The organism is Pseudomonas anguilliseptica (assembly GCF_900105355.1).
Classification (GTDB): domain Bacteria; phylum Pseudomonadota; class Gammaproteobacteria; order Pseudomonadales; family Pseudomonadaceae; genus Aquipseudomonas; species Aquipseudomonas anguilliseptica.
Window position 1 is genome coordinate 3525345 of the sequence record NZ_FNSC01000001.1, and the last position, 20480, is coordinate 3545824.

Below are 20480 nucleotides of genomic sequence, written 5' to 3' on the forward strand. Positions count from 1 at the left end.
GGGCTGTAACCCATCATGGCGCGCGATGATCAGCCGCTAGGGGTTAGCGCGGATACAACGGAGGTAATGCGCTGGTTTCAGGACTCGCAGGACTTTCCGGGTCTTCTGCAGTCGGTAGGCTGCGTATCGCTAGCCACAGGTTGCGTCCCTGCCAGTGTTGGCCGCTTTCGCTGTAGAGGGCGCCATTAAGGCCATCTAATGCATCTGACAGCGGGGTGAAGCGTGCAGCCATCTCAGCCAGGGTTTCTGGCTGTTGCCGTGCCCAGGCGTCGAGGGCGTGGCGAGTGGCTTGCGAGTCGTTGACCAGGCAGCTGCGCTTGAGGTCGTCAAGCAGGTCGCGCGGGCTGGGCCCCGTCTGCTGCGAGGGTATGACGGCAGGCTGACGGAGGGCGCGCCACCAGAGGGTGAAGCCGAGCAAGGTGGTCAGGCTCAGTACTGCGCTACTCAGCTGCCAGGGCCAGAGTCGTATAGTGGCGCTGTCGTTTGATGCTGCCTGCTCGGTTTCAATCGGTAGGCTCTCCAGGTTCGGGTTGGCGGCCACCTGCAGGTTACGCGCTGGCAAGCTGCTGCGTTCGAGTTGATCGGTCGTGGTGTTCCACCACAGTACTTCGATCGCCGGTAAGGCAATCATGCCCTCGCGACTGGCCACCAGTGCTTCGCGTTCTTCACGGCTGGCCACCAGCCCGTTATCGCTGGCCTGGTTGGCCAGTTGCGGTTGATCGGGATAACGGCGCAGGCCGGCAATCTGGGTGGCCGGCAAGGGCGGCAGTTGTGCACTGGCCAGCCCTTCAGCCTTGAGCAGCAGGCTGCGGGTCAGCGAGTCACCGACGCGGGCGGTTTCCGGCTGCGGGCTCCAGACTTCACTCAGGCTGAGGGCGCGCGCTGGCAGCCAGGGAGCGTCTGCCGGGTAGCTGGCAGGCTTGGCCTTTACCGTCAGCGGAATTTCCGGCGAGCGGACTCGCACCACCTTGCCCGGACGCGGACCGAACGGGTTGTAGGCATTGCTGGCGGAGCGATCAACCGCCGTGGCGGTAAAGGCCTGCGAGGGGATCAACAGTTCGCCACTTTCCTGAGGGAAGATCGCGTAACGCAGTTCAATCACGCCATGGCGCACGCCGTTGATGTCTTTCTCATAAGTGCGTGGCTTACCCAGGGCTTCAACGCGCGCCAGGGGCATGTCCAGTTGGGTCAGGCTGCTGTCGTCGTACAGTGAAACGGAGTGGTAGATGCGCAGTGTCAGCACGGTTTGCGCCTGCACGTAGACGCTTTCCTGGTCCAGACTGGTGTCGATGAACACTGGCGCCAAGCGGCTGTCATCGGCACTGACGGCCTGTTGTACGTGCAGGGTAATCGGATCGCTTTGCAGTTGGCCGAGGTTCAGCGGCGGTATCACCACATAGCCACTGTGCTTGGGCTGCAGAGTAACGATCCAGCGCGTGCTGGCCTGGGCGCCATTGCTGCCGCTGGTCAGGCGGTTGACCTGGCGGGTACCGAGCACCTCAAACAGTTCGTTGAGCGGCTGCAGATCGGGCTTGCCGAACAGTGTGGCGTCATTCGATTCCAGAGTCAGCTCAACGCTCTCACCGGCATCCAGGCGGGTGCGGTCGACGCTGGCGGTCAGGCTTTGCGCGCTGACATTCAGGGCCAGCAGGCCAAGCAGAAGGGTACAGAGCAGTCGGCTCATTGCAGTTGTTCCTGGCGCTGTTGTTCCAGCCTGAATTTACGCCGCAGCAGCTCGCCCGGATCATCGGGAATCTGCCGCAGCCATTGTTCCAATGCCTGACGCCGCTCGCCGTCGAGGGTCGGTTCGGCACTGGCGATCTGCTCTTCGCCGTTGTTGCTGTCGTCTTCTTCTGGCGTTTTAGGCGGTGTATCCGCGTCTTCTTCGGCACCAGGTTGTGCGGGTTTCTCGCTCTCAGCCTTGTCTTCAGACTCTGGCGGTTTGGCCGGCGATTGCTCGGCCTGCGGCTGGGCGTCTGGATCGGACTGGCCGGCTTGCGGCTGGCTGCTGGGCTGATTCTGCTGCTTGTTGGATTCTTGCGAGTTGTCGCTTTGATTCTGCTGTTGTTGCTGGTTCTGGCGGAGCAGTTCTTCGACCAGGGCTTTGTTCTTTTGCGCCTGGGACAAGTCGGGTTGCAGTTCCAGTGCCTGGGTGTAGGCGTCCACGGCGGCTTCCAGTTCATTGCTGCGCGCCAGGGCGTTGCCACGGTTGTAGTGGTCGCTGGCGCTTTCGCCATTGGCAAAACGTTCGGCGGCCGCGGCGTAATCGCCGGCCTGGTAGAGCGCCTGGCCTTGCCAGCGCGGATCCTTGAACCGTTGCGCGGCTTCCGCCGGTTGTTGCGCCTCCAGCAGGCGCTGCCCTTGCTGATCGGCACGCAGCCAGAGGTCATCGAAACTGAAGGCGTAGCTGTTCTGCGGCAGGCTCAGCAGCAACAGTGGTAAGCACAGCAGCCAGCCGCGGCGGGCGGCGCAGGCGGCCAGTAACAACAGCGGCAGAAGCAGCCAGTGGCTCTGATCTGCCCAGGCTTGCAGCTGGGTCAGCTCGCCGTCACGACGCAGCTGTTGCGGCGCATCGAGCAGGCCCAGGTTGCGCAGGTCGCGTTCATCCAGCGTCACCCCCTGATACTGACCACCTAGTTCATTGGCAAAACGCTTGAGGCCTTTGCTGTCCAGGCGCGGCAGCAAGATGGTGCCTTGGGCGTCCTTGAGAAATGAGCCATCCTCCTGAATGATCGGCGCGCCCTGGGTGCTGCCAATACCGAGAATGCGCAGGCGCTCGCTGCGGCGGCCTAGGGCCTGGCTGATCGCCTGGCGTTGGGTTTCATCGAGGCTGCTGGTCAGCAGCAGGAGGCGGCCATTGCCCTGGGCGCCCTGTTCGAGCAGTTGCAGGGCCTTGGCCACGGCCAGGTCGGCGCGCTTGCCAGGCTCGGGCATGATCTCTGGGCTCAACACATCGAGCAGGTTGCGGCTGGTGGCCAGGTCGTCGGACAGCGGCACCAGGGTATGTGCGCTGCCGGCATACACGACGATGGCGGTTTGCGCATCCTGGCGTGCCTCCAGCAGGTCGAGCAGCTTGCGCTTGGCCTGGGCCAGGCGATTGGGCGAGGCATCGCTGGCGAGCATCTCAGGGGTCAGTTCGAGGAGTACCACCAACGGGTCGGCTGGCTTGGGGTTCTGCTGCTCGATGCGTTGCCAGCTGGGGCCGAGCAGCGCCAACAGGGCCAGTAACCAGGCTAGGCCGAGGGCGAGCCAGGGCAGGCGACTGTTGCGCCCGCCTGTGGCGGTCAGCAGCGCGGTCTGGAACGCGGCCGGCAGCAACGCTTGCCAGCGGCCACTGCGTTTCTCCCGGTGCCAGAGCTGCCAGAGCAGAAAACCCAGCAGCGGTATCAGCAACAGCCAGAAGGGTCGCTGCCAGTGCGGCCAGAGGCTGGTCAATTCGTTCATGACTGTTTCCCCCGCAGCCGTGTCAGTTGATTGCGCCAGCGTTGTTGCAGGCTCGGCCAGAGTGTCTGGCTGACCAGCAGCAGGCTGAGCAGTAAGGCCAGGCCCAGTGGCCAGGGATAGAGTGGCAAGGTTGGCCGCGCTAGAGTTGGCTTCTGCGCCACCGGCTCGAGGCGGTCGAGGGTGGCCTCGATGGCTTGCAACTCTTCGCTGTCGCGGGCGCGGAAGTATTCACCGCCGGTGGCCTCGGCAATCGCACGCAGGCTCGGCTCGTCCAGATCGATGCCCGGGTTAAAGCCAAGCATGCCGAGCACGCCACCTTGCTCAGGGTCGGCACCGATGCCGATCGGGTAAATGGTAATGCCTTCCTCGGCGGCCAGGCGTGCGGCGGTCATGGGATCGATTTCACCGGCGTTGTTGGCACCATCGGTGACCAGTACCAGCACGCGGCTCTGCGCCGGACGCTCGCGCAGGCGTTTGACCGCCAGGCCAATGGCGTCGCCGATGGCGGTCTGTGGCCCGGCGATATTTTTCTGCGCCTCATCCAGCCAGGTGTGCACGGTCTGTCGGTCGAAGGTCAGTGGCGACTGCAGGTAGGCGCGGCTGCCGAACAGGATCAGGCCGACCCGGTCACCCTGGCGGCCGTCGATAAAGTCGCCGAGCAGGTGCTTGACCAGGCTCAGGCGACTGACTTCCTGGCCTTCCCAGAGCATGTCGGCGTAGTCCATGGAGCCGGACACATCTACCGCCAGCAGCAGGTCGCGGCCGCTGGCCGGCAACGGTAGCGGTTCACCCAGCCATTGCGGGCGCGCGCTGGCGAGTAGCAGTAACAGCCAGATCAGTGCAAACGGCGCCTGTTGCCGCAAGGCCGGCAGTCGTAAGCGGGCGCGGCGTCCGCTCAAGCCTTCGAGCTCCGCCAGAAGGCTGATTTTCAGCGCCGCTTCGCCGCTGTCCGCAGGCGGCAGCCAGGCGCGCAGCAGCCAGGGTAGGGGAGCGATCAGGAAGACCCAGGGCCAGGCAAACTCAAACATGTTTGCGAATCCAGATCGACACCGCCTGGTTGAGGCCGGCGATGGCCTTGTCATCCAGGCTACAGCGCGGGCGATAAGCACCCTCCACCAGGATCATCCAGCGGGTCAGACCGGCTGCTGGGCAACGGCTGTCGAGAAAGGCCAGCCAGGCACGGCTGCTCAGAATATGGCTGTTACTTTGTGGGTAACGCTCGCGGCACAGGCGTTTGAGAATGGCGTTGAGTTGCTGCAGCCAGGGGCCGGCATCGACGCCGTCATAAGGTTTGCTCAGAAGTTCGAGTTCGCTCAACGCGGCCTGGCGCAGAGGATCAAGCGGCGCTTCGGTCGACTGCCCAGCCGCTTTGCGCGGCAGGTGTTTAAGCAGCTTGAAAGCAGCCCACAGCAGCACGGGCAGCAGTAGGGCGAGTAGCCACCAGCCTGGTGCCGGCGGCCACCAGCTGATCGGCGCAGGAGCGATTAGGGGTTCGAGCTGGTCCAGCGGGTTCACAGGCTTTTCCTTGGCCGCTGAGCATTCAGGTGTTCACGCAGCTGCTCGATCATCTCGCTCTGGGTGTTCAGGGCCAGCAGCGGTACGCCGAGCTTCTGCGCCAGGCGTTGCCAGCGCGCCTGGCGGGCATCGGCCAGGCTGCGGTAGGCCTGGCGCAGTTCGGCGTCCTGGGTGTCCAGCTCCAGTTGCGCACCGTGCTCGGTAAAACGCAGCAGCCCGGCATTGGGCAGGGCGTGGTCGAGTGGGTCGGACAGCGGCAGCAACAGTAGGTCGGTATGCCGCGCGAGCAGCAGCAACTGCTGTTCGCTGCTGTCGTTCAAGGTGCGCTCATCACACAGAATCACCACCAGACTGCCGGGGCGCAGCACCTCGTGGGCACGGCGCAGAGCCAGGCCGAAGCTATCGCGGCCGCCCTGGCTGTCGTTGCTCAGCACCTGGTTGGCTTTGGCCAGACGGCTGAGCAGTTGCAGCAGGCTTTGCTTGCTACGCCGGGGTTTGATTTCGTGGTGTTCCAAATCACCAAATACCAGGCCGCCGATGCGGTCGTTGTGACCCAGAGCGGCCCAGCCGATCAGGCTGGCGGCCTGGGCGGCGAGCACCGATTTGAACATCAGCCCGGAGCCGAAGAACAGCCGTTTGCTCTGCTCGACCATGATGTAGATCGGCCGCTCGCGCTCTTCATGGAACAGCTTGGTGTGCGGTTCTTGAGTGCGTGCGGTCACTCGCCAATCGATGGTGCGCACGTCGTCGCCGGGCTGATACACGCGCACCTGGTCGAAGTCCACGCCGCGCCCGCGCAGCTTGGAGTGGTGCAGGCCAATCAGCGGGCTGCGCCGCGCCGGGGTGGAAAACAGCTGCACCTCACGCACACGATGGCGCATCTCGATCAGTTCACCGAGGCTGACGCGAATGCCGGGCTGCGTGGGTTGGTCGTGCATGGTGGTTAGGCGACCGCCACGACGTCGAGAATGCGCTGCACCACGCGGTCCTGGTCGATGCCGGCGGCTTCTGCCTCGAATGACAGAATGATGCGGTGGCGCAGCACGTCGAACAGCACCGCCTGGATATCTTCCGGGCTGACGAAATCCCGCCCGGCCAGCCAGGCGTGGGCCCGTGCGCAGCGGTCGAGGGCAATCGAGCCGCGCGGGCTGGCGCCGTAGGCAATCCACTCGGCCAGTTCCGGGTCGAACTTGGCCGGGGTGCGCGAGGCCATCACCAGTTGCACCAAATACTCTTCCACCGCATCGGCCATATACAGGCCGAGGATTTCCTGGCGCGCGGCAAAGATCGCCTGCTGGCTAACCAGCTGCTCTGGCTTGGTTTCGCCATTCAGCGCTTCACCACGGGCTTGGGCGAGGATCTTGCGTTCCACGCTGGCGTCGGGGAAACCGATCTTCACGTGCATCAGAAAACGGTCGAGCTGTGCTTCGGGCAGCGGGTAGGTGCCTTCCTGCTCAATCGGGTTCTGCGTGGCCATCACCAGAAACAGTGGCGACAGGTGATAGGTGCTGCGGCCCACGCTTACCTGGCGCTCGGCCATGGCTTCGAGCAGCGCCGATTGCACCTTGGCCGGAGCGCGATTGATCTCATCGGCCAGCACCAGGTTGTGGAAGATCGGTCCCTGCTGGAACACAAAGCTGCCGGTTTCCGGACGATAGATTTCGGTGCCGGTGATATCCGCTGGAAGCAGGTCAGGGGTGAACTGAATGCGGTGGAATTCGGCCTCAATGCCTTCGGCCAGCTCCTTGATCGCCTTGGTCTTGGCCAGGCCGGGAGCGCCTTCGACCAGCATGTGGCCATCAGCGAGCAAGGCAATCAGCAGCCTTTCGATGAGTTTTTCCTGGCCGAGGATCTGACTTGAAAGAAAATGTCGCAGCGCGACAAGCGCTTCACGGTGTTCCATCGTTAAGCTCATCCGGCAAATGTGACCAGCGAGTCTTGAATCTCGCCAGAGTTAAGTGGCAGCCACTTTAATGCAATCGCTGCCTCCTAGACTAACGTTGAACAACAAGGTTGTGGCGAAGGTCATTACTCGCGACTGCCTTGATCGAGTCCCCTGACGAATAACAAGCCAAACGGAGCAAACCCATGGCGTTCTTTACGGCGGCCAGCAAAGCCGATTTTCAGCACCACCTGCAAACGGCGCTGGCGCAGCACGTCAGTGAACAGGCTCTGCCACAAGTAGCCCTGTTCGCCGAGCAATTCTTCGGCATCATCGCCCTCGAGGAGCTGACCCAGCGTCGCCTCTCTGACCTGGTCGGCTGCACCTTGTCGTCCTGGCGGCTGCTGGAGCGTTTTGAACCGACCAAGCCCGAAGTGCGGGTATTCAACCCCGATTATGAAAAACATGGCTGGCAGTCCACCCACACTGCCGTAGAAATTCTGCACAGCGACATTCCGTTCCTGGTCGATTCGGTGCGCATGGAGCTCAACCGTCGCGGCTACAGCATCCACACCCTGCAGAACAGCGTGTTCAGCGTGCGCCGCAACAAGAGCGGCGAGCTGCAGGAAATCCTGCCCAAGGGCGCCCAGGGCAAGGATGTGCAGCAGGAAGCCCTGATGTTCCTGGAGATCGACCGCTGCGCCAACGTCGGCGAGTTGAAGACCCTGGAAAAAGACCTGCACGAAGTATTCAGTGATGTACGCCTGAGCGTCGCCGACTTCCAGCCGATGAAAGCCAAGGCCAAGGAACTGCTGGCCTGGCTGGATAAGGCCAAGCTCAAGGTCGAAGGCGCCGAGCTGGAAGAGATCAAGGTATTCATGAACTGGTTGCTCGACGACCACTTCACCTTCCTCGGCTATGAAGAATTCACCGTTGCCGACAGCGCCGGCGGCGGCAGCATGGTCTACGACGAAAAGTCCCTGCTGGGCATGTCCAAGCGCCTGCGCACTGGCCTCAAGGCTGATGAACTGCATATCGAGTCTGAAGCCGTCGCCTACCTGCGCGAGCCGCAGTTGCTGTCCTTCGCCAAGGCCGCGGTACCCAGCCGCGTGCACCGTCCGGCGTACCCGGACCTGGTGTCGATCCGCGAACTGGACGCCAAGGGCAAGGTGGTCAAGGAATGCCGCTTTATGGGGCTGTACACTTCGGCGGTGTACGCTGAGAGCGTGTGGAACATTCCGTATATCCGCCGCAAAGTGGCGGTGATCAAGCAGCGCTCCGGTTTCGACAGCAGCGCGCACCTGGGCAAGGAGCTGGCTCAAGTCCTGGAAGTGCTGCCGCGTGATGACCTGTTCCAGACTCCGGTGGACGAGCTGTTCAACACCACCATGGCGATCGTGCAGATTCAGGAGCGCAACAAGATTCGCGTATTCCTGCGCCGCGACCCTTATGGCCGTTTCTGCTACTGCCTGGCCTATGTGCCGCGCGATGTGTACTCCACCGAAACGCGGATGAAGATCCAGCAGGTGCTGATGGAGCGTCTGCAGGCTACCGATTGCGAATTCTGGACCTTCTTCTCCGAATCGGTACTGGCGCGGGTGCAGTTCATCCTCAAGGTTGACCCGAAGAACCGCGTGCAGATCGACCCGCTACGCCTGGAAAAAGAAGCCATCCAGGCCTGCCGTTCGTGGAAGGACGATTACACCAGCCTGATCGTCGAAAGCCTCGGCGAAGCCCAGGGCACCGAAGTGCTCAGCGAATTCCCCGGCGGCTTCCCGGCTGGCTATCGCGAGCGTTTCGCCCCGCACTCGGCGGTGGTGGACATGCAGCACCTGCTTAGCCTGAACAGCGAGCGCCAACTGGTGATGAGTTTCTACCAGCCGCTGACCCAGGGCGAGCAGCAGCTGCACTGCAAGCTGTACCACGCCGACACGCCGCTGCCGCTGTCGGACGTGCTGCCGATTCTGGAAAACCTCGGTCTGCGCGTGCTCGGTGAGTTCCCTTACAAGCTGCGCCGCGCCGATGGCCGCGAGTTCTGGATTCACGACTTCGCCTTCACCTATGCCGAAGGCCTGGATGTCGACATCCAGCAGCTCAACGACACCCTGCAGGGCGCTTTCGTCAATATCGTCGGTGGCGCGGCGGAGAATGACGGTTTCAACCGTCTGGTGCTGATGGCCGCCATGCCGTGGCGCGACGTGGCGCTGCTGCGTGCCTACGGCCGTTACCTCAAGCAGATTCGCCTGGGCTTCGACCTCAGCTACATCGCCAGCACCCTGGTCAACCACGCCGATATCGCCAAGGAACTGGTGCGCCTGTTCAAGACGCGCTTCTACCTGGCGCGCAAACTTACCGTTGATGATCTGGAAGACAAGCAGCAGAAGCTCGAGCAGGCGATTCTCGCCGCGCTGGACAACGTTGCGGTGCTCAACGAAGACCGCATCCTGCGCCGCTACCTGGACTTGATCAAAGCCACCCTGCGCACCAACTTCTACCAGACCGATGCCAGTGGTGCGCCGAAGAGCTACTTCAGCTTCAAACTCAACCCGCGGGCGATTCCAGATATTCCTCGACCGACGCCGAAGTTCGAAATCTTCGTCTACTCGCCGCGTGTTGAAGGCGTGCACCTGCGCTTTGGTGACGTAGCCCGTGGTGGCCTGCGCTGGTCGGACCGTGAGGAAGACTTCCGCACCGAGGTGCTGGGCCTGGTCAAGGCGCAGCAGGTGAAAAACGCGGTCATCGTACCGATGGGCGCCAAGGGCGGCTTTATTCCACGGCGACTGCCGGTCGGCGGCACCCGTGATGATGTGCTGGCCGAGGGCATTGCCTGCTACCGGATATTCATCAGCGGCCTGCTGGATATCACCGACAACCTGAAAGACGGCGCCGTGGTGCCCCCGCAGAACGTGGTGCGTCACGATGGCGACGATCCGTATCTGGTGGTGGCGGCCGACAAAGGCACCGCGACCTTCTCCGATATCGCCAACGGCATTGCTGCCGAATACGGCTTCTGGCTGGACGATGCCTTCGCCTCGGGCGGCTCGGCGGGTTATGACCACAAAGGCATGGGCATCACCGCCAAGGGCGGCTGGGTTTCGGTACAGCGCCACTTCCGTGAACGTGGCATCGACGTGCAGAAGGACAATGTCACCGTAATCGGTATCGGCGATATGGCCGGCGACGTATTCGGTAACGGTCTGCTGCTCTCGGAAAGTCTGCAGCTGGTCGCGGCCTTCAACCACATGCACATCTTTATCGACCCCAACCCGGATGCGGCGAAGAGCTTTGTTGAGCGTCAGCGCCTGTTCGATCTGCCGCGCTCCAGCTGGGCCGATTACGATGCCAAGCTGATTTCCGCCGGCGGCGGGATCTTCCTGCGCAGTGCCAAGAGCATCGCCATCAGCCCGCAGATGAAAGAGCGCTTCGATATCAGCGCTGACAAGCTGGCGCCTAACGAACTGCTGAACGCCTTGCTCAAGGCTCCGGTGGATCTGTTGTGGAACGGCGGCATCGGCACCTACGTGAAATCCAGCAAGGAAAGCCACGCCGATGTCGGCGACAAGGCCAACGACCTGCTGCGCGTAGACGGTCGCGAACTGCGTGCCAAGGTAGTGGGTGAGGGCGGTAACCTTGGCATGACCCAGCTGGGTCGCGTCGAGTACGGCCTCAATGGCGGCAAGAGCAACACCGACTTTATCGACAATGCCGGTGGTGTGGACTGCTCCGACCATGAGGTCAACATCAAGATTCTGCTCGGCGAAATCGTCGGCGCTGGCGACATGACCGGCAAGCAGCGCAACAAGCTGCTGGTGGAAATGACCGATGCGGTGGGTGGCCTGGTGCTGGGCAACAACTACAAGCAGACCCAGGCACTGTCACTGGCTGAGCGCCGTGCGCGTGAGCGGGTAGGTGAGTACAAACGTCTGATGAGTGCTCTGGAAACCGCCGGCAAGCTGGACCGCGCCCTGGAGTTCCTGCCCACCGACGACGAGCTCAATGAGCGCGCCGCCAACGGTCTGGGCCTGACTCGTCCGGAGCTGTCGGTGCTGATCTCCTACAGCAAGATCGACCTCAAGGAATCGCTACTGAAATCCCTGGTGCCGGATGACGAATACCTGGCGCGGGAAATGGAAACCGCCTTCCCGCCGTTGCTGGCGAAGAAGTTCGGTGAGCCGATGCGTCGGCATCGCCTCAAGCGCGAAATCGTCAGCACGCAGATCGCCAACGATCTGGTCAACCATATGGGCATCACCTTCGTGCAGCGCCTGAAGGAGTCCACCGGCATGAGCGCGGCGAATGTTGCCGGCGCCTATGTGATCGTGCGTGATCTGTTCCGTCTGCCGCACTGGTGGCAGCAGATCGAGGCGCTGGACTACAAGGTGCCTGCCGAACTGCAACTGCAGTTGATGGACGAGCTGATGCGTCTGGGCCGCCGCGCTACCCGCTGGTTCCTGCGCAGCCGCCGCAACGAGCAGGACGCGGCCCGCGATGTGGCGCATTTTGCGCCGCGCATCGAGGCACTGGTTGGCCGACTCGACGAATTGCTCGAAGGCCCGGCCCGTGAACAGTGGCTGGCGCGCTTCCAGGGGTATGTCGAAGCCGGCGTGCCGGAAGAGCTGGCGCGTGTGGTCGCCGGCACCAGCCATCTGTACACCCTGTTGCCGATCATCGAAGCGTCGGACGTGACCGGACAGGAACCGGATCGCGTAGCAGCGGCGTACTTTGCCATCGGCGGGTCGCTGGAGCTGTCCTGGTACCTGCAGCAGATCACCAGCTTGCCGGTGGAAAACAACTGGCAAGCACTGGCCCGTGAAGCCTTCCGTGATGATCTGGACTGGCAGCAACGCGCCATCACCGTGTCGGTACTGCAAATGGCCGAAGGCCCGGCAGATATCGAAGAGCGGGTCGGCGTGTGGCTGGACCAGCACCGCCGTTTGGTAGATCGCTGGAAGGTCATGCTCGGCGAGCTGCGTGCGGCCACCAACACCGATTACGCCATGTATGCTGTGGCTAACCGCGAGTTGATGGACCTGGCGCAAAGCGCCTGATAGAAACAGCGCAGGCCGGACCTGCGCTGTTTCCGCCCTAATAAAAAGCCCCGCCAAGTGCGGGGCTTTTTATTGGGGCAGATCTGGTGTCGGTGAAATTACGTTTGTTCTAGATCTAGCGAGCTAGAGTCCTGTAGGCGCTACGTTAGTAACAGCCTCCGGCTGGTCAAAACAGACGAGAAATGCAGCGAAGCGAAGTAACAGCCGCAGGCTGGCCCGAAGGGTGAGCATAGCGAATCAAGCGGAGTGTACTTTTGTACATGAGCATTACTCGTTTCACTCGCCCTTCGGGTCGCACTGACGCGCGTTAGCCATAGTGGCTTGCCGAGTCTGTTTTTAACGCCGCAGGGCCGACGCGCAGCAGATCGTTGTCTTGCACCTACTTAGTCGTCGAAATCCATCCAACCGCCCATCTCCTTCCAGCGATTGACGATGCCGCAGAACAGCTCGGCGGTCTTCTCGGTGTCGTAACGGGCCGAATGTGCTTCCTTGCCGTCGAAATCGATGCCAGCAGCCTGGCAGGCCTTGGCCAATACGGTCTGACCATAGGCGAGGCCGGCCAGGGTGGCAGTGTCGAAGCTGGAGAACGGATGGAACGGGTTGCGTTTGATGCCGCAGCGCGCCACGGCCGCATTGAGGAAACCCAGGTCGAAGCTGCTGTTATGCCCGACCAGAATTGCCCGTTTGCAGCTGTTCGCTTTCAGCGACTTGCGCAGGCCCTTGAAGATCTCGCCGAGGGCATGCTCTTCACTCACCGCCATGCGCAATGGGTGATCAAGTTTGATGCCGGTGAAGTCCAGCGCGGCCTGCTCGATATTCGCGCCTTCGAATGGCTCGATGCGGAAGAAGTGGGTGTGCTCCGGATAGAGAAAACCGCCTTCATCCATGCCGATGGTGGTGGCAGCAATTTCCAGCAGAGCATCGGTGGCGCAGTTGAAGCCACCGGTTTCCACGTCCACGACTACCGGCAGGTAGCCACGAAAGCGTGCCGCCATTGGGTGGCGCGGGCCGGAGTGGCTGCCGCTTTCAGCTTCGTCGTCGTACAGGTCTTCACTCACGCTTGGCGCTCCAGCAGACGCCAGCGCAGGGTTTCACCGGCGCGCAGCGGGATAACGGTTTGCTCGCCCAGCGGCAGGCTGGCAGGTGCGGTCCAGTCTTCACGCACCAGGGTGATGCTGTCGCTGTTGCGCGGCAGGCCGTAGAAGTCCGGACCGTTCAGACTGGCGAAGGCTTCCAGCTTGTCCAGCGCGTTGCGCTGCTCGAAGGCTTCGGCATACAGCTCGATGGCCGCATAGGCGGTGTAGCAACCGGCGCAGCCGCAGGCGGCTTCCTTGGCATGCTTGGCGTGCGGCGCCGAGTCGGTGCCGAGGAAGAACTTTACATTGCCGCTGGTGGCCGCATCCAGCAGAGCGTCCTGGTGGGTGTTGCGCTTGAGAATCGGCAGGCAATAGAAGTGCGGGCGAATACCACCCACCAGCATATGGTTGCGGTTGTAAAGCAGGTGATGGGCGGTGATGGTGGCGCCGACGTTGGCCGAAGCGCCTTGCACAAACTCCACCGCATCACGGGTGGTGATGTGCTCGAACACCACTTTAAGGGGCGGGAAGCGCTCGACCACCCGGCTCAGGTGCTCGCCGATAAAGATCTTCTCACGATCGAATACATCGATCTCGCTGCGTGTCACTTCACCGTGTACCAGCAGCGGCAGGCCGACTTCGGCCATGGCTTCGAGCACCGGGAAAATTTTGTCGATGCTGGTTACGCCAGAATCGGAGTTGGTCGTCGCGCCGGCTGGGTAGAGCTTGGCCGCATGCACAAAGCCCGAGGCTTTGGCCGTGCGCACATCGTCAGGCTGGGTCAGGTCGGTGAGGTACAGCACCATCAGCGGCTCGAAGCGGCTACCAGCAGGGCGGGCATTGAGAATGCGCTGGCGATAGGCATCGGCTTCGCTGGCGTTGCGTACCGGCGGCACCAGGTTGGGCATGATGATGGCGCGGCCAAAGGTGCGGGCTACATCGGCGACGGTATGCGGCAGAACGCCACCGTCGCGCAGGTGGATGTGCCAGTCGTCGGGACGCAGCAGGGTAAGGCGGTCAGTCATGGAAGCTTCCAGGCGGGCAAAACGTGGCGAGAATGCTACCGGAAAAGCCCCGTGGCAGCACGCTGAAAGCGGGCGCGGCAGGTAAAGCTGACTGAAGGCGGGATTGATTTATGGCCCGACCTATAGAAGAGGCATAAAGCGCTGCTCAAGTTTTTCGCCGTGGCACCGATAGACAGAGGGTAAGCCGTATTCCCTGGAGTCTGTCGTGCGCCCTTATTCACTCGCGGTGCTTTGCCTGCTGGCAAGCCAGCCCGTCCTGGCCATCAGCTTCCAGACTCGTCTGGAGAAGATCGAGTGGCAGGTAGAGGGCGATCAGTTCGAGTGCCGATTGTCGCAACCCATTACCGATTTCGGTTCGGGGGTGTTTGTACGGCGGGCGGGAGAACAGGTCACCTTCAGCCTGAAAGCCCGTGAGCGCTGGCTGGGTGCCGGTAATGCCACCTTGCTGGCGGCGGCGGCGCCCTGGCAACCGGGGCGCGGTGATATCAATCTGGGTTCGGTCAGTGTGGTGCCGGCCGAGGTGCTGTTCAACAGCTCCCAGGAGCAAGGTACGCGCTTGCTAACCGGTCTGCTGGAAGGTCGTAGCCCCTTGGTACGGCACCGTGCGGCGATGGGCGGTGACGCGGTTGAGGTGCGTCTGCTGCCGGCCAAATTCAACAAGGCCTACAACGAGTACCTGGATTGCACGGCCAAGCTGTTGCCGGTGAGTTTTGATCAGGTGCGCAAGAGCCAGGTCGGCTTTCCGGGTGGTGGGGTGGCGCTGGAACCGCTGGCCCAGGCCAAGCTGGATATCATTTTGAGCTTTCTCAAGGCCGACCCCAGCGTCAATCGCATCCAGCTCGATGGTCATGCGGATAACAGCGGCAATCGTCTGACCAATCGCGACCTATCGCGCCGCCGTGCGTTGGCGGTGATGGAGTACCTCAAGGCCAACGGCATTCCTGCCGAGCAGATCACCATGCGCTTTCACGGTGAACGCTACCCGGTGGCACCAAACAGCAATGAAGCCAATCGGGCGAAGAATCGTCGGGTCACCATTCTGCTAGATCGGGTGCCAGAAGCGGCAGAGTCGCCTGCGCCGGCAATGGATCCCGCACCTGCTGCTGCGGAGCCAGCGACTACCTCCTAGCACCTGCTATTCGTCTGTTGTCCAACAATTATCCGTCGCTTGGTCGTCACAAGCTGTCGCGCCTCTGTGAATCAGACGGCATGGGCAGTAGAATCGTCGGTTTTCCCGCACAACCCCGTGGAGTTGATGGCATGGCCGACGTAAACAAGGTAGTCCTGGCATATTCCGGTGGCCTGGACACTTCGGTGATTCTCAAGTGGCTGCAAGATACCTATAACTGCGAAGTGGTGACCTTCACTGCTGACCTCGGCCAGGGTGAGGAAGTCGAGCCGGCCCGTGCCAAGGCCCAGGCCATGGGCGTCAAGGAAATCTACATCGACGACCTGCGCGAAGAATTCGTGCGTGATTTCGTCTACCCGATGTTCCGCGCCAACACCGTCTACGAAGGCGAGTACCTGCTGGGCACCTCCATTGCCCGTCCGCTGATCGCCAAGCGCCTGATCGAAATCGCCAACGAGACTGGTGCTGACGCCATCTCCCATGGCGCCACCGGCAAGGGCAACGACCAGGTACGTTTCGAGCTGGGCGCCTACGCGCTCAAGCCCGGCGTAAAAGTCATCGCCCCATGGCGCGAGTGGGATTTGCTGTCGCGCGAGAAGCTGATGGACTACGCCGAGAAGCACGCCATCCCAATCGAGCGTCACGGCAAGAAGAAGTCGCCGTACTCCATGGATGCCAACCTGCTGCACATCTCCTACGAAGGCGGCGTGCTGGAAGACACCTGGACCGAGCACGAAGAAGACATGTGGCGTTGGACCAAGTCGCCAGAAGCCGCGCCGGATACCCCGACCTATATCGAGCTGACCTACCGCGCCGGTGACATTGTCGCCATCGACGGCAAGGCCATGAGCCCGGCCACCGTACTGGCTGAGCTGAACCGCATCGGTGGTGAGAACGGTATCGGTCGTCTGGACATCGTCGAGAACCGTTTCGTTGGCATGAAATCCCGTGGCTGCTACGAGACTCCTGGCGGCACCATCATGCTCAAGGGCCACCGCGCCATCGAGTCGATCACCCTGGATCGCGAAGTTGCCCACCTGAAAGACGAGCTGATGCCGAAATACGCCAGCCTGATCTACAACGGCTTCTGGTGGAGCCCAGAGCGTCTGATGCTGCAACAGATGATCGACGCGTCCCAGGTCAATGTGAACGGCGTGGTGCGCATGAAGTTGTACAAGGGCAACGTGATCATCACCGGTCGCAAGTCTGATGACTCGCTGTTTGACGCCAATATCGCCACTTTCGAAGAAGATGGCGGCGCTTACAACCAGGCTGACGCTGGTGGCTTTATCAAGCTCAACGCTTTGCGCATGCGCATCGCCGCGGGCAAAGGGCGCAAGATGCTCTGATAGACTTGAGCGCCTGAGCCACACCAAACCCCGGCCATAAGCCGGGGTTTGCATTTATAAGCCCGCAAGATGGGCAACGATGAGGAGATACCTGATGAGACTGCTGCATACCATGCTGCGCGTCGGCGATATGGATAAATCCATTGCGTTCTACACCGAAGTGCTGGGCATGACCCTGCTACGTCGCAAGGACTACCCCGAAGGGCAGTTCACCCTGGCATTCGTTGGCTACGGTGACGAGGCGCACAACAGCGTGATCGAGTTTACCCACAACTGGGGCGTGGACAGCTACGAATTGGGCACCGGCTATGGCCATATCGCTTTGGAAGTCGCGGATGTGTACAAGGCCTGTGAAGACATCCGTACTCGCGGCGGCAAGATCACCCGCGAGCCGGGGCCGATGAAACACGGCACCAGCATTCTGGCGTTTGTTGAAGACCCGGACGGTTACAAGATCGAGTTGTTGTCGCCTTCGCGAGCTGACTGACAGCTGCTGATGGCTAAAGATGCGCAACGAAAAGCCCCGCAGAAGCGGGGCTTTTCGTTGCGGGCGGGCTTAGAGGTCGAAGTCGTATTCGGCCAATTGCTTGTGCAAGCGGCGCTCTTCGAGGAAGTTGTCGATGATGCGGCGCTTGGTCAGGTTGGTCTTGGCAACCTCTACCGGCGCCTCGGTGTTATCCGCTTCTTCGGCAACAAAGTCTTCGTCGAGCTCAAGTTCTTCTTTATCAGTGCTCATAGATTCACTCCAGGCTACCAGGGCCATTCAGCTGCTGTGAAAACTACTGCGCTCGGCCATGCTGCGTTGGAAACCGGCTCACACTGCTCATTTACAGCTCGTAAACTCCGCGTGTTCGCCTATTTCCGCCTTGCCTGACCTTCGCTCGCTACGTTTTCACACAACCTGATTTGCGCACCTTATAGCGACAAAACCTGGGCGGGTAAAAAAGATTTTTTCAATCAGCTTATTGAGCTGCTGAATAGCGGCTCAATCGTCGGAGGTTTTCTGTTTGTATTCGCACAGATCTTCGATGCGGCAGCTGCCGCAGCGCGGCTTGCGCGCCTGACACACATAGCGGCCATGCAGGATCAGCCAGTGGTGTGAGTCGAGGAGAAATTCCTTGGGCACAAACTTCATCAGCTTCTTTTCCACCTCCAGCACGTTCTTGCCAGGGGCGATGCCGGTGCGGTTGCTGACGCGGAAGATGTGAGTGTCCACCGCCATCGCCAACTGGCGGAACGCGGTGTTGAGCACCACGTTGGCGGTCTTGCGTCCAACCCCGGGCAGCGCTTCGAGGTCTTCGCGGTTGTCTGGCACCTGGCTGCCATGTTTCTCGATCAGGATGCGGCAGGCCTCGATGACGTTCTTCGCCTTGCTGTTGTACAGGCCGATGGTCTTGATGTATTGGCTCAGTCCCTCCACGCCTAGGGCGTAGATCGCCTCCGGGGTATTGGCCACCGGGAACAGCTTGGCGGTGGCCTTGTTGACGCTGACATCGGTGGCCTGGGCGGACAGGGTGACCGCTACCAGCAGCTCGAAGGGCGTGCTGTAGGCCAGTTCGGTCTTCGGCTCGGGGTTGTCTTCATGCAGGCGGCGGAAGATCTCGTAGCGCTTGGCGGCGTTCACTCGATCACTCCGGTCACCCGTACGCGGCGGCTCTGTGCCGGTGTGTCGACCTGCTGCGCTTTGGCCCGCTCAGCCAGCACCTCGTCCACACGGTTTTTGCAGGCAATCAGCAAGCCCAGCATGATAAAGGCGCCCGGTGGCAGGATGGCCAGCAGGAAGCCCTTGTACTCGGGGATCAGCGTCAGCTGCCAGTTGGTGGCGATGGGGCCGAACAGCAAATGCATATTGGCAAACACTGCGCCGGTGCCGAACAGCTCGCGCAGCGCGCCGATCATCACCAGTACCACGCCAAAGCCCAGGCCCATCATCAAGCCGTCATAGGCGGCGCGGCCCGGGTCGTTCTTCGCGGCGAAGCCATCGGCGCGGCCGAGGATCACGCAGTTGGTGGTGATCAGCGGGATAAAGATGCCGAGAATCTGGTACAGCTCGTAGGTAAAGGCCTGCATCAGCAGTTCGATGCAGGTGGTCAGTGCGGCGATGATCATCACAAAGGCCGGCAGTCGCACGGCGGTGTTGACCACGCTGCGTACCAGCGACACCGCTGTACCGGAACAGATCAGCACCACAGCGCTGGCCAGTGACAGCCCTAGGGCGTTGACCGCCGAGTTGCTCACTCCGAGCAGTGGGCAGAGGCCGAGCAGTTGCACCAGCGCCGGGTTGTTCTTCCATAGGCCGTTAAGCGTGATTTCGCGGTAGCTGGGACTAGCCATTGGACTTCACCTGGACTGCGAACAGTTGCTCTTGATGGGCATCGAAATACTGCAGGGCCTTGTGCACCGCCTTGACCACCGCGCGCGGGGTGATGGTGGCGCCGGCAAACTGATCAAACTCGCCACGATCTTTCTTCACCGCCCAGCCATCCTCGCCGGGATTGCTCAGTGACTTGCCATCGAAGCTACGAATCCAGGCGCTTTTGGCCAGCTCGATCTTGTCACCCAGGCCCGGGGTTTCCTTGTGGCCGAGTACGCGCACGCCGGCCAGGCGACCATCAGCCTGGATACCGATCAGCAAATGGATCGCGCCACTGTAACCGTCCGGCGCTGTGGCGCGCAGAATCACCGCGCTGGGCTTGCCGTCTTTCAGGGCGATATAGGCGGTCTGTGGCGATTTACTGCCGAGCAGCGGATCGTGCAGCTGAATGCTGTTGTCCAGCAGGTGGTTGTCATAGCTGCCCTGGGGCAGGATTTCGCTTAGGGCGCGCACCTGGGCTTCGCGCTCGGCGTTGGCAATGCGCCCAGCAGTGGCTTGTTGCAGCACGGCGACCAGGCCCACGGTGGCGATGGCAAACAGCCCGAGCACCAGAGCGTTCTTCAGCATCGAGCGGCTAATTTCAGGCAGGGCCACGGTTACTCTCCCAACTTGAAGCCGCGAGTCGGCTTGCGGTGGCCGTAGGTGCGCGGCCGCGTGTAGTAGTCGATAGTCGGGGCGGCCAGGTTCATCAGTAGCACGGCGAAGGCAACGCCATCCGGGTAGCCGCCCCAGGCACGAATCACGTAAACCAGCACACCCACGCCGATGCCGAAAATCAGCCGGCCGAGGTTGCTGGTGGCGCCGCTGACCGGGTCGGTGACGATAAAGAAGGCGCCGAGCATGGTTGCACCAGTCAGCAGATGAAACAGCGGCGATCCATGGGAGTCCGAGCCCGAGCCGTTCCAGAACAGCAGGCTCATCAGCGCTAGGGCGGCGAGCATGCCGACCGGTGCATGCCAGGTGAACAGGCGCTTGTGCAGCAGGTACAGGCCGCCGGCGAGGAAGGCCAGGTTGACCGCTTCGGTGGCGGCGCCACCGAGGTAGCCGAACGCCGGATTCTGCGCCCACAGCTCGTCGATGGTCAGGCTCTTGTTGACCTTCAACGCATCCAGCGCAGTGGCTTGCGCCCAGCCGTCGGGCAGGTTGGCGATGCCGAGAATCTGCTGCAGCCCTTCAAGCAGGCCGACCGTATATGGCGCTGGCCAGCTGGTCATCTCTACAGGGAAGGAAATCAGCACCACCACATAGCCGAGCATGGCCGGGTTGAAGGGGTTTTGCCCAAGGCCGCCATACAGCTGCTTGCCGAACAGCACGGCAAATCCGGTGGCCACCAGCGTCAGCCACCAGGGTGAATAGGGCGGCAGCGCCAGGGCCAGCAGCACGGCGGTGACCAGTACGCTGTAGTCCTTGAGGAAGAACAGTACTGGGCGCTTGCGCAGCGCCAGAATGGCGGCTTCAACACCGAGGGCGCAGACGCTGGCCCACAGCAGATTGATCAGGGTGCCGGCGCCGAACAGCCAGGTCAGGGCGAGAATCCCCGGTACCGTAGCCAGCAGCACCTGCAGCATCACTTGCTGGGTGCGGTTGCTGCCCTTGGCGTGGGGCGATGTGATACGGGGCAGGGCCATTGGCGCTCCG

Annotated in this window: 17 protein-coding genes; 4 read left to right on the top strand and 13 right to left on the bottom strand. The window is 61.8% G+C overall.

The window, feature by feature from the left end; genetic code table 11:
• Positions 1-43 precede the first annotated feature (43 nt).
• The 6 genes from BLW24_RS17240 to BLW24_RS17265 are packed head-to-tail and all read right to left on the bottom strand — an operon-like array spanning position 44 to position 6862.
• Positions 44-1684, bottom strand: a complete 1641-nt coding sequence (locus BLW24_RS17240; protein WP_090384682.1) for a BatD family protein — start codon at positions 1682-1684, stop codon at positions 44-46.
• Positions 1681-3444: a VWA domain-containing protein gene (locus BLW24_RS17245; RefSeq protein ID WP_244161187.1), complete on the bottom strand. Its 1764-nt coding sequence runs from the start codon at positions 3442-3444 to the stop codon at positions 1681-1683. Before BLW24_RS17245 ends, BLW24_RS17240 begins: the two co-directional genes overlap by 4 nt.
• Positions 3441-4472 carry a vWA domain-containing protein gene (locus tag BLW24_RS17250; protein WP_090384687.1) on the bottom strand — a complete coding sequence of 344 codons (1032 nt, stop codon included), beginning with the start codon at positions 4470-4472 and terminating at the stop codon, positions 3441-3443. The genes BLW24_RS17245 and BLW24_RS17250 overlap by 4 nt, the downstream gene beginning before the upstream one ends.
• A complete protein-coding gene (locus BLW24_RS17255; RefSeq protein ID WP_090384690.1) occupies positions 4465-4959 on the bottom strand; it encodes a DUF4381 domain-containing protein in 495 nt (164 codons plus the stop codon). The genes BLW24_RS17250 and BLW24_RS17255 overlap by 8 nt, the downstream gene beginning before the upstream one ends.
• Complete coding sequence (locus BLW24_RS17260; RefSeq protein WP_090384693.1) at positions 4956-5897, bottom strand: DUF58 domain-containing protein; 942 nt, start codon at positions 5895-5897, stop codon at positions 4956-4958. Before BLW24_RS17260 ends, BLW24_RS17255 begins: the two co-directional genes overlap by 4 nt.
• 5 nt (positions 5898-5902) lie before the next feature.
• Positions 5903-6862, bottom strand: a complete 960-nt coding sequence (locus BLW24_RS17265; RefSeq protein ID WP_090252347.1) for an AAA family ATPase — start codon at positions 6860-6862, stop codon at positions 5903-5905.
• A 185-nt stretch (positions 6863-7047) separates the two neighbouring features.
• Between BLW24_RS17265 and BLW24_RS17270 the strand changes: the two genes are divergently transcribed.
• Positions 7048-11889, top strand: coding sequence for an NAD-glutamate dehydrogenase (locus BLW24_RS17270; RefSeq protein WP_090384695.1), 4842 nt, complete (start codon positions 7048-7050; stop codon positions 11887-11889).
• A 383-nt stretch (positions 11890-12272) separates the two neighbouring features.
• On the opposite strand, the gene rnt is transcribed toward BLW24_RS17270, so the two are convergent.
• Positions 12273-12947 (bottom strand): ribonuclease T, encoded by a 675-nt coding sequence (gene rnt, locus BLW24_RS17275; RefSeq protein ID WP_090384698.1) that lies wholly within the window; start codon positions 12945-12947, stop codon positions 12273-12275.
• On the bottom strand, positions 12944-13990 hold the full coding sequence (pyrC, locus tag BLW24_RS17280; RefSeq protein ID WP_090384701.1) for a dihydroorotase: 1047 nt from the start codon (positions 13988-13990) through the stop codon (positions 12944-12946). The genes rnt and pyrC overlap by 4 nt, the downstream gene beginning before the upstream one ends.
• A 205-nt stretch (positions 13991-14195) precedes the next feature.
• On the opposite strand from pyrC, the gene BLW24_RS17285 reads away from it, so the two are divergent.
• The 3 genes from BLW24_RS17285 to gloA all read left to right on the top strand — a co-directional run bounded on the left by BLW24_RS17285 (position 14196) and on the right by gloA (position 16955).
• The gene (locus BLW24_RS17285) at positions 14196-15119 is read left to right on the top strand and encodes a flagellar protein MotY (RefSeq protein ID WP_090384707.1); all 924 of its coding nucleotides are present in this window, start codon (positions 14196-14198) and stop codon (positions 15117-15119) included.
• 131 nt (positions 15120-15250) lie between these two features.
• A complete protein-coding gene (locus BLW24_RS17290) occupies positions 15251-16468 on the top strand; it encodes an argininosuccinate synthase (RefSeq protein WP_090384711.1) in 1218 nt (405 codons plus the stop codon).
• 94 nt (positions 16469-16562) lie between these two features.
• Positions 16563-16955, top strand: a complete 393-nt coding sequence (gene gloA, locus BLW24_RS17295; RefSeq protein WP_090384714.1) for a lactoylglutathione lyase — start codon at positions 16563-16565, stop codon at positions 16953-16955.
• Between the two features lie 69 nt (positions 16956-17024).
• On the opposite strand, the gene BLW24_RS17300 is transcribed toward gloA, so the two are convergent.
• The 5 genes from BLW24_RS17300 to BLW24_RS17320 form a co-directional block, all read right to left on the bottom strand.
• Positions 17025-17204, bottom strand: coding sequence for a PA3496 family putative envelope integrity protein (locus BLW24_RS17300; protein WP_090384717.1), 180 nt, complete (start codon positions 17202-17204; stop codon positions 17025-17027).
• Between the two features lie 249 nt (positions 17205-17453).
• Positions 17454-18092 carry an endonuclease III gene (gene nth, locus BLW24_RS17305; RefSeq protein ID WP_090384721.1) on the bottom strand — a complete coding sequence of 213 codons (639 nt, stop codon included), beginning with the start codon at positions 18090-18092 and terminating at the stop codon, positions 17454-17456.
• The gene (locus tag BLW24_RS17310) at positions 18089-18802 is read right to left on the bottom strand and encodes an electron transport complex subunit E (protein ID WP_090384724.1); all 714 of its coding nucleotides are present in this window, start codon (positions 18800-18802) and stop codon (positions 18089-18091) included. Before BLW24_RS17310 ends, nth begins: the two co-directional genes overlap by 4 nt.
• Complete coding sequence (gene rsxG / locus BLW24_RS17315; protein WP_208600237.1) at positions 18795-19409, bottom strand: electron transport complex subunit RsxG; 615 nt, start codon at positions 19407-19409, stop codon at positions 18795-18797. Before rsxG ends, BLW24_RS17310 begins: the two co-directional genes overlap by 8 nt.
• Positions 19410-19438: 29 nt before the next feature.
• Positions 19439-20470, bottom strand: a complete 1032-nt coding sequence (locus BLW24_RS17320) for an RnfABCDGE type electron transport complex subunit D (RefSeq protein ID WP_090384729.1) — start codon at positions 20468-20470, stop codon at positions 19439-19441.
• Positions 20471-20480: the final 10 nt, after the last annotated feature.

Bases quoted from the DNA above. Each gene is read 5' to 3' on its own strand.
- BLW24_RS17240 (WP_090384682.1), bottom strand. From the start codon at position 1,684: ATGAGCCGACTGCTCTGTACCCTTCTGCTTGGCCTGCTGGCCCTGAAT.
- BLW24_RS17245 (WP_244161187.1), bottom strand. From the start codon at position 3,444: ATGAACGAATTGACCAGCCTCTGGCCGCACTGGCAGCGACCCTTCTGG.
- BLW24_RS17250 (WP_090384687.1), bottom strand. From the start codon at position 4,472: ATGTTTGAGTTTGCCTGGCCCTGGGTCTTCCTGATCGCTCCCCTACCC.
- BLW24_RS17260 (WP_090384693.1), bottom strand. From the start codon at position 5,897: ATGCACGACCAACCCACGCAGCCCGGCATTCGCGTCAGCCTCGGTGAA.
- BLW24_RS17265 (WP_090252347.1), bottom strand. From the start codon at position 6,862: ATGGAACACCGTGAAGCGCTTGTCGCGCTGCGACATTTTCTTTCAAGT.
- BLW24_RS17270 (WP_090384695.1), top strand. From the start codon at position 7,048: ATGGCGTTCTTTACGGCGGCCAGCAAAGCCGATTTTCAGCACCACCTG.
- pyrC (WP_090384701.1), bottom strand. From the start codon at position 13,990: ATGACTGACCGCCTTACCCTGCTGCGTCCCGACGACTGGCACATCCAC.
- BLW24_RS17290 (WP_090384711.1), top strand. From the start codon at position 15,251: ATGGCCGACGTAAACAAGGTAGTCCTGGCATATTCCGGTGGCCTGGAC.
- gloA (WP_090384714.1), top strand. From the start codon at position 16,563: ATGAGACTGCTGCATACCATGCTGCGCGTCGGCGATATGGATAAATCC.
- BLW24_RS17300 (WP_090384717.1), bottom strand. From the start codon at position 17,204: ATGAGCACTGATAAAGAAGAACTTGAGCTCGACGAAGACTTTGTTGCC.
- BLW24_RS17310 (WP_090384724.1), bottom strand. From the start codon at position 18,802: ATGGCTAGTCCCAGCTACCGCGAAATCACGCTTAACGGCCTATGGAAG.
- rsxG (WP_208600237.1), bottom strand. From the start codon at position 19,409: ATGCTGAAGAACGCTCTGGTGCTCGGGCTGTTTGCCATCGCCACCGTG.
- BLW24_RS17320 (WP_090384729.1), bottom strand. From the start codon at position 20,470: ATGGCCCTGCCCCGTATCACATCGCCCCACGCCAAGGGCAGCAACCGC.